The sequence below is a fragment of the Deinococcus soli (ex Cha et al. 2016) genome, from assembly GCF_001007995.1.
Classification (GTDB): Bacteria; Deinococcota; Deinococci; order Deinococcales; family Deinococcaceae; genus Deinococcus; species Deinococcus soli.
The window spans coordinates 1,779,246-1,791,703 of sequence record NZ_CP011389.1; the positions used below are offsets into that span (position 1 = coordinate 1,779,246).

General features: G+C 72.6%; 12 protein-coding genes. 7 read left to right on the forward strand and 5 right to left on the reverse strand.

The features are described 5' to 3' along the window. Positions 1-95: 95 nt before the first annotated feature. The gene (locus tag SY84_RS08810; RefSeq protein ID WP_245621300.1) at positions 96-1,337 is read left to right on the forward strand and encodes a metallophosphoesterase; all 1,242 of its coding nucleotides are present in this window, start codon (positions 96-98) and stop codon (positions 1,335-1,337) included. Here the strand turns inward: SY84_RS08810 and SY84_RS08815 are convergent. Beyond that, a complete protein-coding gene (locus SY84_RS08815; RefSeq protein ID WP_046843706.1) occupies positions 1,264-2,202 on the reverse strand; it encodes a DMT family transporter in 939 nt (312 codons plus the stop codon). The genes SY84_RS08810 and SY84_RS08815 overlap by 74 nt on opposite strands. 58 nt (positions 2,203-2,260) lie before the next feature. Between SY84_RS08815 and priA the strand changes: the two genes are divergently transcribed. Then, positions 2,261-4,777 carry a replication restart helicase PriA gene (gene priA, locus SY84_RS08820; RefSeq protein ID WP_046843707.1) on the forward strand — a complete coding sequence of 839 codons (2,517 nt, stop codon included), beginning with the start codon at positions 2,261-2,263 and terminating at the stop codon, positions 4,775-4,777. A gap of 39 nt (positions 4,778-4,816) precedes the next feature. On the opposite strand, the gene SY84_RS08825 is transcribed toward priA, so the two are convergent. Together SY84_RS08825 and SY84_RS08830 are read right to left on the reverse strand one after the other, a co-directional pair. Beyond that, the gene (locus SY84_RS08825) at positions 4,817-6,541 is read right to left on the reverse strand and encodes an ABC transporter ATP-binding protein (protein WP_046843708.1); all 1,725 of its coding nucleotides are present in this window, start codon (positions 6,539-6,541) and stop codon (positions 4,817-4,819) included. A gap of 24 nt (positions 6,542-6,565) precedes the next feature. Beyond that, positions 6,566-7,060: a hypothetical protein gene (locus SY84_RS08830; RefSeq protein ID WP_046843709.1), complete on the reverse strand. Its 495-nt coding sequence runs from the start codon at positions 7,058-7,060 to the stop codon at positions 6,566-6,568. Between the two features lie 68 nt (positions 7,061-7,128). Between SY84_RS08830 and SY84_RS08835 the strand changes: the two genes are divergently transcribed. Continuing rightward, positions 7,129-8,094, forward strand: coding sequence for a CobW family GTP-binding protein (locus tag SY84_RS08835; protein ID WP_081424552.1), 966 nt, complete (start codon positions 7,129-7,131; stop codon positions 8,092-8,094). Between the two features lie 47 nt (positions 8,095-8,141). Here SY84_RS08835 and SY84_RS08840 read toward each other — a convergent pair whose 3' ends face one another. Continuing rightward, entirely contained in the window at positions 8,142-9,293 is a 1,152-nt protein-coding gene (locus SY84_RS08840; protein ID WP_046843711.1) for a tetratricopeptide repeat protein, read from the reverse strand. Positions 9,294-9,475: 182 nt separating this feature from the next. Between SY84_RS08840 and def the strand changes: the two genes are divergently transcribed. The 4 genes from def to SY84_RS08860 are packed head-to-tail and all read left to right on the forward strand — an operon-like array spanning position 9,476 to position 11,913. Then, on the forward strand, positions 9,476-10,129 hold the full coding sequence (gene def, locus SY84_RS08845) for a peptide deformylase (RefSeq protein ID WP_046843712.1): 654 nt from the start codon (positions 9,476-9,478) through the stop codon (positions 10,127-10,129). Then, positions 10,126-11,079 (forward strand): methionyl-tRNA formyltransferase, encoded by a 954-nt coding sequence (gene fmt, locus SY84_RS08850; RefSeq protein WP_046843713.1) that lies wholly within the window; start codon positions 10,126-10,128, stop codon positions 11,077-11,079. Before def ends, fmt begins: the two co-directional genes overlap by 4 nt. A 16-nt stretch (positions 11,080-11,095) precedes the next feature. Next, positions 11,096-11,710, forward strand: a complete 615-nt coding sequence (locus tag SY84_RS08855; RefSeq protein WP_046843714.1) for a hypothetical protein — start codon at positions 11,096-11,098, stop codon at positions 11,708-11,710. Positions 11,711-11,712: 2 nt separating this feature from the next. Beyond that, on the forward strand, positions 11,713-11,913 hold the full coding sequence (locus tag SY84_RS08860) for a hypothetical protein (RefSeq protein ID WP_046843715.1): 201 nt from the start codon (positions 11,713-11,715) through the stop codon (positions 11,911-11,913). A gap of 3 nt (positions 11,914-11,916) precedes the next feature. On the opposite strand, the gene SY84_RS08865 is transcribed toward SY84_RS08860, so the two are convergent. Beyond that, a complete protein-coding gene (locus SY84_RS08865; RefSeq protein ID WP_046843716.1) occupies positions 11,917-12,456 on the reverse strand; it encodes an AAA family ATPase in 540 nt (179 codons plus the stop codon). Positions 12,457-12,458: the final 2 nt, after the last annotated feature.

Here is a 12,458-nt window from a genome sequence, read left to right on the forward strand (position 1 = left end):
CTGCGGTGAAGCTCGCACGATCAGCTGCCGGTCAGCTTGCCGGCGCGGGTGACCGCCCCCTACCGGCCGGAAGCGGCTGTGCGAGGATACGGGGCGTGACCCTGACCGCCGCCCCCGATGTGATCGAGCTGCCTGCGCTGGCGCTGGTGCTCCTCGTGGGCGTGGCCGGCTCGGGGCGGGGGGCTTTCGCGGCGCGGCACTTCACGCCCGGCGAGGTGTTCGACGCCCGGGCCTTCCCGGACGCGGACGCCCTGCGTGCGGCGGTGGCGGCGCGGCTGGCGGCGGGTGAACTGGCGGTCGTGATCGCCCCGGCCACGCGGCCCCTGGAGCGGGCGCCCTGGTCGGCCCTGGCCCGCGAGCACGACGTGAAGGCGGTCGCGGTGCTGCTGGACGAGGACCGCGCCGTGCTGGACGCGCGCAGCGGGGGCCCCCTGAGCCGCGAGGAGCTGATCGCGCAGGTCTCGGAGCTGCGGCGCACGGCGGGTGGCCTGCGCGCCGAGGGGTTCCGGCAGGCGTGGCACCTGCGGGGCGCGCAGATCGCCCGTGTGGGCGTGCGGCGCGTGCCGCTGCGGGTGGACCGCCGGGACCTGCACGGGCCGTTCGACCTGATCGGGGACGTGCACGGCTGCCTGGAGGAATTGCGCGACCTGCTGACCCGCCTCGGGTACGTCCTTGATGGGGAGTCGATGACGCCTCCGGCGGGCCGCACGGCGGTGTTCCTGGGCGACCTGACCGACCGGGGGCCGGACAGCGCGGGCGTCCTGCGGCTGGTGATGGGCATGGTGGCGTCGGGCGCGGCGCTGTGCGTGACCGGCAACCACGACGAGAAGCTCCTGCGGGCGCTGAGCGGCAAGGCGGTGAAACCTCTGCACGGGCTGGACGTGACCCTCGCGGAGTTGCAGGCCGCCGGGCTCGCGTTCCAGGCGCAGGTGCGCACCTTTCTGGAGGGACTCCCGGCGCACCTCGTGCTGGACGGGGGGCGGCTGATCGCGGCGCACGGGGGCCTCCCGGCGCACCTGCACGGGCGCGGGAGTGGCCGCGCGCGGAGTTTCGCACTGTACGGCGACACGACCGGCGAACGCGACGAACTGGGCCTCCCGGTCCGGCGCGACTGGGCCGCCGGGTACACGGGCGCGCCGCTGGTCGCGTACGGACACACGCCGCACGCCGAGCCGCGCTGGGTGGGGAACACCGTGAATCTCGACACCGGCTGCGCGTTCGGCGGGGCACTGACCGCGCTGCGCTATCCCGAACGGGAGACGCTCAGCGTTCCGGCCCGCGCGGTGTACGCGCCGCCGCCGCGTCCGCTCCCGCCGGGGCAGCCGCCGCAGGCGTAGCTTTCGCGGGCCACTGGGCCAGCAGCGCCCCCGCAAGGATCAGCAGGCCGCCCAGCGCCGCGCCGGGGCCGGGTTGCTCGCGCAGGATGACGGCCGCCAGCGCCACCGTGACCAGGGGTTCCAGGGTGCCCAGCAGGCTGGCGCGCGTGGCGCCCAGCGCCCGGACCGCGCCGTACAGGGCGGGCACCGCGACGATGGTGGGCAGCAGCGCCAGCGCCAGGATCGGCCCCCACTGCACCGCGCCGACCGGAACGTGCAGCGCGCCCTGCGCGGCGGCCAGCACGGCGAACACCACGCCGCTGACCAGGGCCATGTGGGCGGTGGCGGCCAGGGCACTCACGCCGCCCAGCAGCCGCTCGCTGGCGACCAGATACCCGGCGTACAGCGCGCCCGCGCCCGCCGCGAAGCCCAGCCCTGCGGCGTCGCGGTCCGCGGCGGACGGCAGGCCCACCACCAGCGCCAGTCCCGCGCCCGCCAGCGCCACCGCGCCCAACTGCGTGCGGCGCGGCGCGCGGCCCAGCCCCCAGGACAGCAGGATCACGAACGCCGGGGCGAGGTACAGCAGCAGCGACGTCGCGCCCGCCGAGACCCGCTCCAGCGCCCCGAAGTAACAGGTGGTCGCCAGGGTGTACAGCAGGCCCACGCCCAGCATCCGCGCCCGCTGCGCGCCCGTGATCCCGCGCGAGCTGAGGGGCAGCAGCAGCGCCGCCACGATCAGGAACCGCCAGCCCAGCGTCGTGAAGGACGCCAGCCCCGCCTGACCCGCCAGTTTCCCCCAGATGCCCAGTGTGCCGAACGCCGCGGCGGACGTCACGCCCAGCAGCACACCCCGGCGGACATCCGCTCCTCCTGCCCCTCCGTTCATCCGCCCGAGGGTACCGCCTCACCGTTTCCCGGGGGTGGGTCGCGCTAGCCTGAGGCACGTGACGCCGCCCGCCCCTCCCCTTCTGGATTCGTGGCTGGTGGTCGTGAACCTGCCCATTGGGCCCTGCGGTTTCGCCCCGCCGCACGGCTGGACGGGCGCGGCGCCGCTGGGCTGCCGGGTGCTGGTGCCGTGGCGTGGCGCGCTGGAGGTCGGGCTGGTCGTCGGAAACGGGGACGGGCGCGGCGTGCACCGCCTGCGCGAGGCCGTGCACGTCCTCGACGACCCCACGAGTCCCTGGGTGACCCCGGCGACCGTGTCGGGCGTGCAGGGCTGGGCGGCGGACGCCCGCATTCCCGCCGGGCTGATCTGGGGTGACCTGCTGGGCGTGGGCTGGCAGCCCGAGGTGACGCACATGGTCCGCGCGGTGGAGGGCGCGGACCTGAGCGTGTTCGCGCGCCGCCCACCCACCGACCGCTGGACGGACGCGGGCGCCTTCCCGGACGCGCTGCTGGACGCCATCCGCGAGCAGGGGCTGCTGGAGGAACGCTTCACGCCCCGCCCCCGGATGCGCGGCGCGGTCGCCGCCCGCCCGCTGGATGAGGTGCCCGCCGGGAACCGCACCGCGACGGTCCTGAGCGCCGTGACCCCGGCCCCGGCGGGCCTGACGGCGAAGCAGGCGCAGGCCGCCATGTGGCTGGCGGAGCACGGCCCCTGCGACACGCTGAGCGCCTGGGCGAAGGGCGCGGGCGTCAGCAGCGGCGTGGTGACGGCGGCCCTGAACGCGGGCGGCGCCGAGTACACGCTGGTCGATGCCCCACCACCCCCCGCCTGGGCGTGGTTGCACGAGCACGGCCCGGTGGACACGTACGCCGCGTGGGCGAACAGCGCCTCGGCGGACGGGGTGCCGCTGACCCCCACGCAGGCGGGCACGCTGGCCCTGCGCGGCTGGGCCGACACCACCCTGGTCCCGCAGCCCCCACCCGCCCTGCCGGAACCGCACCCGCAGCCCGACCCCGCCGGGGCGCCCGACCCGCTGCCGGAAGCGCCGGTGTGGCGGCTGCACGGGGGCCGCGCCCGCGCGCGCTTCGCGCTGCTCGCCCCGCGCGTCACGCGGCTGCTCACGCAGGGGCGGAGCGTGCTGATCCTCGCGCCGGACCACGCGACGCTCCGCCGCGCCTGGGAGGGCCTCTCCGGCCTCGCCGCGCACGCGGGTACGCGGGCCGTGCAGCTGACCGGCACCCTCAGCGAGCCGCAGCGCGCCCACACCTGGCAGCTCATCCGCACGGGCGAGGCCCGGCTCGTCATCGGCAGCGGGCACGCGCTGGCCGCCCCGCTGGACGACCTCGCGCTGATCATCGTGCTGGAGGAGGCCAGCGACGCGCACAAGCTCCTGAGCGGCAGCCGCGCGTTCCTGCCGGACCTCGCCACGCGCATCGCCGCCGCGCACGACGCCGCCCTGGCCCTGGTGGGCACCACGCCCGCCGCCGAGAGCGTCCCGCACCCCGGCGCGGTCCTCCCGCCGCCGCGCGCCCGCGTGCACGTCGTCGATTACGCCAACCCACCCGAGCAGGCCGAACTGGGACCGCTATCCAGCGTCCACCTGCGCCTCGGGGATCAGGGGTACCCCCTCAGCCACGACCTCGCCCGCGTGCTGCGGCAGGTGCAGGAACGCGGCCGTCAGGCGGCCCTCCTCGCGCCCCGGCGGGGGTACAGCGCCCTGCTGCGCTGCCCGGGCTGCGACCACACCCCGCAGTGCCGCAACTGCGACGTCCCGCTGCGCTTCCACCGCGAGGGGCGGCAGCTCACCTGCCACCAGTGCGGGTACCACCAGCCCATCCCCGAACGCTGCGACCAGTGCGGCGATCCCATGTGGCAGGCGCGCGGCCCCGGCACCGAATGGATTGCGCAGGAGGTGCAGAAACTCCTCCCCGGCTTCCCCGTCTACCGCCTCGACCGGGACCGCCAGGATGACCTCACGCCCCTGATGCGCGGCGAGAGTGGTGTGGTCATCGGCACGCAACTCCTGCTGTCGCACGAACCGCCCCCGGACCTCGCCCTGATCGGCGTGACCCTGGCCGACACGTGGCTGAACGTCAGCGACTTCCGCGCCAGCGAACGCTACCACCGCCTGCTGCGCCAGCTCGCCGAGTGGCACCCCACTCGCGCGCCCATGATCCTCGTGCAGACCTTCCAGGCCGACCACCCCGCCCTGAAAGTCATGGTGGACGGCCGCGACACCCTCGCGTACCCCGCCGCCGAGGAACGCGCCCGCGCCGCCCTGAACTACCCCCCCCACGCCCGCCTCGCGCAGATCGAGATCAGCGCCCGCGACCAGCACAAGGCGCAGGCCGCCGCGCAGGACCTCGCCGACGCCCTCCACGGCGCCGGCGCCACCGCCCACGAGGTCCTCGGCCCCGCGCCCAGCCCGGTCGCCCGCGTGCGCGGCGTGTACCCCTACCACCTCTTCCTGCGCGCCCGCAACGACACCCGCCTCGGCGAACTCCTGCGCATCCTCGACACCCGAACCTGGAAAGCGAAGATCAGGGTGGACGTCAACCCGAGGGGCGGGCTGTAAGGCTCAGCCCGTCACCTCGGGCATGAGTTCGCCGCCCATCTAGCGTTCCAGCATGGCGTACGCGCCGCCGCGTCGGCGGAGGGTGTCGGGGTGGCCGTCCTCGACGATCATGCCGCCCGCGAGGACGATGACGCGGTCGGCGGTGCGGGCGAGGCTGGGGCGGTGCGTGACGATCAGCGCGGTGCGGCCGCGCGTGAGCTCGTCCAGCGCGGCGACGACCTGGGTTTCGCTCTCGGCGTCCACGGCGCTGGTGGGTTCGTCGAGCAGGAGGAGGCTGGGCCGGGCCAGCAGCGTGCGGGCGATGGAGAGCCGCTGGCGTTGCCCACCGCTGAGCCGCACGCCGCGTTCCCCGACGACGGTCTGGAGGCCGTCGGGGAGGGCGTGGACGAAGGTGTGAGCGTGCGCGGCGCGCAGGGCGGCGTCCACCTCGGCATCGGTGGCGTCCGGGCGGGCGTAGCGGACGTTGTTCAGCACGGTGTCGTGGAACAGGAAGGTGTCCTGCGCCATGACGGCGGCGTTCTCGCGCAGGCTGCGCAGCGTGAGGTCGCGCAGGTCGTGCCCGTCGAGCGTCACGCGCCCGTGCTGCGGGTCGAAGGTGCGGGTGACGAGGGCCAGGAGGGTGCTCTTGCCCGCCCCGCTCTCGCCGAGGAGGGCGACGCGCTGCCCGGCGGGAATGTGCAGCGTCACGTCCCGCAGGATGGGCCGGGCGGGGTCGTACCCGAACGTGACGTTCTCGAAGCGCAGGTCGCCCCGCACGGGCTGCGGCAGGGGCTGCGCGCCGGGCCGGTCCTGCACGGGGACGGGCGCGTCGAGCACCTCGAACACCCGCCGTCCGCTCGCCTCGGCCCGCTGGAGCAGGTCGCCGATGTTCACGAGGTCGTCGATCGGACCGTAGAAGTACCGCCCGTAGCCCCGGTACGCGAGGAGGCCGCCGAGCGTGAACTGCCCGGCCATGATCAGCCACGCGCCGCCGCCCAGCATGATCACGTTCCCCAGGTTCCCCACGAAGCGCGCGCGGGGGAAGGCGCGGTTGCGGATGGTGACGGCCTTCACGCCCTCGGCGTACAGCTCGTCCCCGAGGGCGCGGATGCGCTCGGCCTCGGCGTCCTCCCGCGCGAAGCCCTGCACCACGCGGATGCCGCTCAGGCGGTCCGTGATCAGCGCGCTCAGGTCCCCCAGGCGGGCGCGCGCCGCGCGGTATGCGGGCCGCACCGTGCGCGCGTAGCGGCGCAGCATGAGCGCCACGGCGATCATCGGCAGGGTCGTCAGGATGCCCAGCAGCGGTTGCAGGGCGATGAAGATCCCGATCACCCCGATGAGGCGCAGGGCGTTCGCCAGCACGGCGTCCGTGCCGCGCACCAGCACGTCCTGCAGCGCGTCCACGTCCCCCGTCACGCGGGCGATCAGGTCCCCGGTGCGCTGCCCCTCGAAGTACGCCGCCGACTGCCCCTGCAACTTCCGGTACAGCGTCAGGCGCAGGTCGCGCGTGAAGGCCTGCCCCGCCCGTTCCAGCAGTAGCCCCCGCCACGCGGACAGCGCCTGCTGCACGCCGAACACCGCCACCAGCAGGACCAGCTGCCACCCGATGAACGTCCAGTCGCGGTTCGGAATGCCGTGATCCACCACGCGGATCCACACGAGCGGCGGGTACAGTTCCGCCGCCACGCTTCCCAGCAGCAGCAGCAGCCCCGCGCCCACCGTGCGGCGGTACGGATTCAGCAGCCCGTACAGGCGGCGCAACACGGACGGACTGGGGGCAGGCATACGGGCGAGGATACGCGCCCAGGTTCAGATCATCCGGAGGGCAGCACGCACTTCCAGCCAGCTCTGCAAGTCCGGATGAAGAGGGTGAGGCAGGAACTTGGCCAGTTGAGAGAGAAGCTCAATAACGTTGTTGACGTGCGCCATAGCGTCCAGCTGCGTATCGTCCTGATGTTCACTGTTCTCGACCACCGATCGATATTCATCGGGCGTCCAGGGGATCAGCTTCAACGCGTCGGCGGTCCATATATGGGCATCCAGAAGCGGATGTCCGTTCTGAGGCCCGAACCGGGCAATCATGAGGAGACGGATGGACAGCGGTTCCCTCCAGCAGTCCGGGGAGGCTGAGACGAGCGCGAACGCGACTTCCGCCCAGGCCAGTGCCTGCTCCCCTTCTGTGTCGCGGGCATGACCATAGAGCCACTCCCAGAGGTGCAGAACGTCGTTCATCCAAACCTGTTCACCAGCTCTGAGCGCCGTCGTCATCTCCTGTGCCCGCACGAGCAGCGCTGCGTCCTTCACTCAAGCACTGTACCGCCCGGACCACGCCATCCCATTCCTTGATCCGGTCAGCCCGTATGCTGCGCGGCATGACGAGTGCGCGGCCGGATGACCGGATTCCTGTGGTGGTGGTGGGCGGCTTTCTGGGGGCCGGGAAGACGACGCTGGTGAATCACCTGATCCGGTCGCTGCCGCACCGGCTGGGTGTGATCGTGAACGAGTTCGGCGCGCAGGGCGTGGACGGTTCCCTGATCGAGCGGCTGCAGGATGACGTGACGGAACTGACCGCCGGGTGCCTGTGCTGCACGGGCCGCGACGACCTGCTGCGGGCGCTGGTGACGATCGCCATGCGGGAGCAGAAGCCGGACGCGGTGATCGTGGAGCTGTCCGGCGTGGCCGACCCGACGCCGGTGCTGACGACGCTGCTGGAACGCTCGGTGCGCGCGGCGTTCCGCGTAACGACGCTCGTGGCGGTCGTGGACGCCCGGCACGCCCTGCAGACGCTGCGGGAGCATCCGGAGGCGGCGCGGCAGCTGGCGTACGCGAACGTGGTCGTGCTGAACAAGACCGACCTCGCCGACCTGGCCCTGCTGGAGCACGCGCAGGGCGTGCTGAGGGGCGTGAATCCGCTGGCGGACCTCAAGCGGGTGGAGCAGGGGCAGATTGACGCGGAAGCGCTGCTGGCCCGCGACGATTTCGACCCGCGCGTGCTGGACGGCGTGGATACCCGCGCGGCGCACACGCCGGGCCTGAAGTCCTTCACGCTGCGCGCCGACCGCCCCCTGGACCCATACGCGTGGCAGCGGTTCATGACCGACTACCTGCTGTCCCGCCCGGCGGAGGTCCTGCGTGCCAAGGGGTTCCTCGACCTGTTCGGGTACCCGCAGCGCATCCTGTTCCAGGCGGTGCGGGACCTGTTCACCGCCGACGCCTGGGAGGCTGGTGACGGCACGTCCGAACTCGTGGTGATCGGCCGGGGCCTGGACCGCGCGGAGTTCGAGGCCGCGTGGGCCGCGTGCCTGACACCCGACCCGCACGACCTCATCCCGGACTGAACGGCGAAGCGGCCCCCTCGTCGTAGGGGGCCGCTTTCCATTGGAAATTACTTGCCCTGCTGGGCGAGTTTCAGGTAGTAGGCGCTGCTCTTGTCGGTGGGGTCCAGGGCGACGGCCTGGGTGTATGCGGCGGCCGCACCGGGGTAGTCCTTGCGTTCGTAGCGGGTGCGGCCCAGCCACGCCCAGGCCTTGGCGTACCTGGGATTCTGCTGGGTGGCAGCCTGGAAGCCCTCTTCAGCGGCTGCCTTGTTCCCGGCGGCGTATTTGGCGTACGCGTCGCGGTAGGTGCGGACCGCCTGGAGGCCGTACGTCTGCGCTTCCTGCGCCAGGGCGAGGTTGTACCGGTCGCTGGCGGTCGCGCCGGGCAGGGCACCCAGGGCCGTGTACGCGTCCAGCGCGGCCTGGGTGTTGTCCAGGTCCAGGGCGAGGCGTCCGGCTTCGCGCTGCGCGTCGGCGAAGTTGGGGGCGCTGCGGGCGGCCTCCTGGAATCCGGCGAGGGCCTGGGCTTTGCGTCCGGCGTCCAGGTCGCCGTACGCGCGGCTGAAGGCGCGGGTGGCGGCGGGGCCGTACTGCGCGGCCTTGTCGGTCAGCGAGCGGAAGTACGTGAGGGTCTTGTCGCCGGGGTTCAGGGTCAGTGCGCGGTCGTACAGGGTGCGGGCCTGAGTGTACTGCCCGGCTTCCAGCGCGGTGCGGGCGGCCCAGGTGGCGCAGGGGGCGCTGGCAGGGTCGAAGGTCAGGCAGGTGTCGAAGAACTTCGCGGCCTGATCCGGCTGGTTGCGGGTGTACGCGGCGTACCCGAGGTTGTACTGGACCGTGGCGGCGCTCTTCGCCTCGGGGGTGTTCCGCGCAGCGTTCGGGGCCGCCTGGAAGTACGCGGTCCAGGTGGTTTCCGCCTGTTTCCAGAAGCCGACCTCGGTGTAGATGTTCGCGCGGAGTTTCAGGTACTCAGGGTTGCCGGGCGCGGCGGCGACGGCGGCCTCGGCGGCGGCGGCAGCCTGCTTCCAGAGGGTCTGGTCGATGTTCGCGCTGCCTCTGGGGTAGGTGGCGCGGGCCTTGTCGGCCAGGGCGCGGGCGTCGGCGGCGAGCGCGGCGGGCGTCTGCGTCGTGGTGGTCTGGGTGGTGTCGGTCTGTGCGGCGGCGAATTGCAGGGGCGCGGTCAGGGCCAGGGTGGCGGTCAGGGTCAGCAGGTTGGGTCGCATGAGGGGCTCCTTGAATGCAGGACGGGGCTTGAGGGTCGTCCGGTCATCTGAGCAGGTCAGCCTGACCCCCGTGGGCCGGTTTCTTTAAGGCGCACTTCACACTCCCCCCACCCGCCGCCCGGCGGGATCTGGAAGGCAGGGCAGGGTCGCTTCTGGGGGCGTTCTGGTAAAACAGGAGCATTGTGAGCGACCCTGCCTCCCCCCGCGTGTACCCGCTGCGCCTGTACGGTGACCCCGTCCTGCGCCGCAAGGCCAAGCCCCTCCAGGCGACCGACACCCTGACCGTGCCGGGCTTCGATCCGCAGACGGTGCGTCAGGTGGCGGACACCATGCTGGAGACGATGTTCGAGGCGCATGGCGTGGGGCTGGCCGCGCCGCAGATCGGCCTGCCCGTGCGGCTGTTCGTGGCGGTCGAGTACGAGGACGACGAGGAGGAGAACGAGGGTCAGGAAAAGCCGCTGAAGTCCCGCGTGCTGCGTGACTTCGTGATGCTCAACCCGCTCCTGAAGGTCATCGACAAGAAGAAGGACCGCTCGTACCAGGAGGGGTGCCTGAGCATTCCCGGCATCTACGAGGAGGGCGTGCCGCGCGCCCGCGCGGTGCAGGTGAGTTACACCGACCTGGACGGCGCGGCCCGCGTGATCGAGGCGGATGATTTCCTGGCGCGGGTGTTCCAGCACGAGGCGGATCACCTGGACGGCGTGCTGTTCCTGGACCGCCTGCCCGCCGAGGTGACCGAGGACTACCGCAAGGAGCTGCTGGCGATCCAGCAGAAGTCCCGCACGTTCCTGAATGACCTGGCCGCGCATGAGCGGCAGCGCAAGGCGGGCCTTTGACCGGCGGCGGGCCGCGCGTGGCGTTCTTCGGGTCGCCCGCGTTCGCGCTGCCGGTGCTGGACGCCATCCGCGAGCACTTTCAGGTGGTGCTGGTCGTCGCGCAGCCGGACAAGCCGGTGGGGCGCGGCCTGAAGCTGACGCCCCCACCCGTCGCGGCCCGCGCGGCAGAACTGGGCCTGCCCCTCGCGCAGCCCAAAAAACTGCGGGGGAACGCGGCATTCGAGGCGACGCTGCGTGAGTCCGGCGCGGACGTGGCGGTCACCTGCGCGTACGGGAAGATCCTGCCCCTGAGCGTGCTGAACATTCCCCGCTACGGGTTCCTGAACACGCACACCAGCCTGCTGCCCGCGTACCGGGGCTCCGCGCCGATCCAGTGGGCGCTGGTGAACGGCGAGGCGGTGACGGGCACGACGATCATGCAGACCGACGAGGGCATGGATACCGGCCCGGTGCTGCTTCAGGAGGCGCTGCCCATCGCGCCCGACTGGACCAGCCTCGACTTGGCGGACGCCCTGAGCGCGCAGGCGTCGCGGCTGATCGTGCAGGCCCTCTCTAACCTGGATGGCCTCTCCCCCACCCCGCAGGACGAGGCCAGGGCCACGCACGCGCCCATGCTCGTGAAGGAGGACGGCTTCGTCCGCTGGGGCGACACCGCCGCGCAGATCGTCAACCGCTCCCGGGGCGTGGCCGCGTGGCCGCAGACGACCGCGTTCCTGGGCGGCGCCCGCCTGAAACTCGGCGGCCTGAGCGTCACGGCCGGGTCCGGCCAGCCGGGCGAGGTGCTGGGCGTCACTGAAAGCGGCCTGACCGTCGCCGCGCGCGACGGCGCCGTGCTGATCCGCACCGTGCAGCCCGAGGCCCGCAAGGCGCAGCCCGCGCACACCTGGGCGCAGGGCGCAGGCGTGACGCGCGGCACCCGCCTCGACGTGTGGGAACCGACCCAGAGCTGAGGCCGTACCCGGGGGCATGAGCCTCGCCTTCCCCCTGACGCTGGAATTCAAATTCAGTCTCTTCACCGAACTGCGCGTCACCGACGCGCGCGGGCAACTCGTCGCGGTGGTGAAGGAGAAGACCTTCAGCGTCCGTGACGAGGTCCGCATCTACCGCGACGAGCAGAAACAGGTGCAGACCCACCGCATGAAAGCCAAGGGCTTCCTTGCGGGTGCGCTGGACTGGAAGGCGTCGCGCCTGATCGAACGGCTGGACGGCACGCCCGTCGGCGCCCTGCAGGCGCAGGGCATGCGGACCCTGTGGGCCGCCGGGTACGACCTGCTCGGCCCGAACGGCGAACCACGCTTCACCATCCGCGACGACCACCCCTGGCTCGGCCTGATCGAGGGCGCGCTGGACGCCATTCCGTTCATCGGGGATTTCATCGCCATGGGCTTCGACTACCTCGTGAACCCCACGTACACCGTCACCGACACGGGTGGGCAGGCCGCGTACCGCGTGCACAAGAAACGCAGCTTCATGGCCCGCCGCTTCACCGTCGAGGAGTTGCAGCCGCGCGCCGGGCAGGACGACGAACTGGTCCTGATGGGCCTCATCCAGCTGATCCTGCGCGAACGCGAACGCGGCTGAGCATGCACCGCGAAGACCAGCAGACCGCCTCGGCGCTGCTGGCCTTCCTGGCCGCGTACCAACAGACCCTCGGGGCCGAGACAGTCGGCACCCGGCAGGTCGGTGTACTCCCGGAAGGCCACCCGCAGCCGCAGCCACCCTGCCCCGTCGTTCACGCTGCCCACCGGGAGGGCGAGGCACTGGCCCGCGCGCACCTGGGCTGAGGCTCAGCGGGGCTGGACGCCCGTGGCGTGCAGGATGGCGTCCACGGTCTCCTCCACCGTCAGTCGGGTGGAGTCGATGACGTGCCAGCCCGTCTTCGGGTGGCGTTCCAGTTCATCGTCCACGAACGCGATCGCCTGTTCCAGCAGCGGGCGGAAACTGTCCCCGTCCGTCCCCCGCGCGGCCAGTCGCGCCAGCGCGGCCGCCCGCTGGGGGCGCAGTAGCACGAGGTGCAGGTCCGGGCCGAGCACCCGCGTGTAGTCCGCCTCGGGCTGCGCCCCGAACCAGAAGTCGTCCAGCGCCACGGTAAACCCGCCCCGGGTGTACGTGCGGGCCATCAGCGCGGCCGCCTCGTGCGCCAGCGCCAGCTGGGCGAGCAGGTGGTCGCTGATCTCGAAACTCATGTCCACCAGCCCGGACGTCACCATGTGCCGCACGTCATCCACCGGGATGTGCACGCCCCGCGTGAAGCGGCGCGTCAGTGCCCGGGCCACCGTGCTCTTCCCGGCAGCGGGCGCACCCAGGATCAGGAAGGCGTCGCTCATGG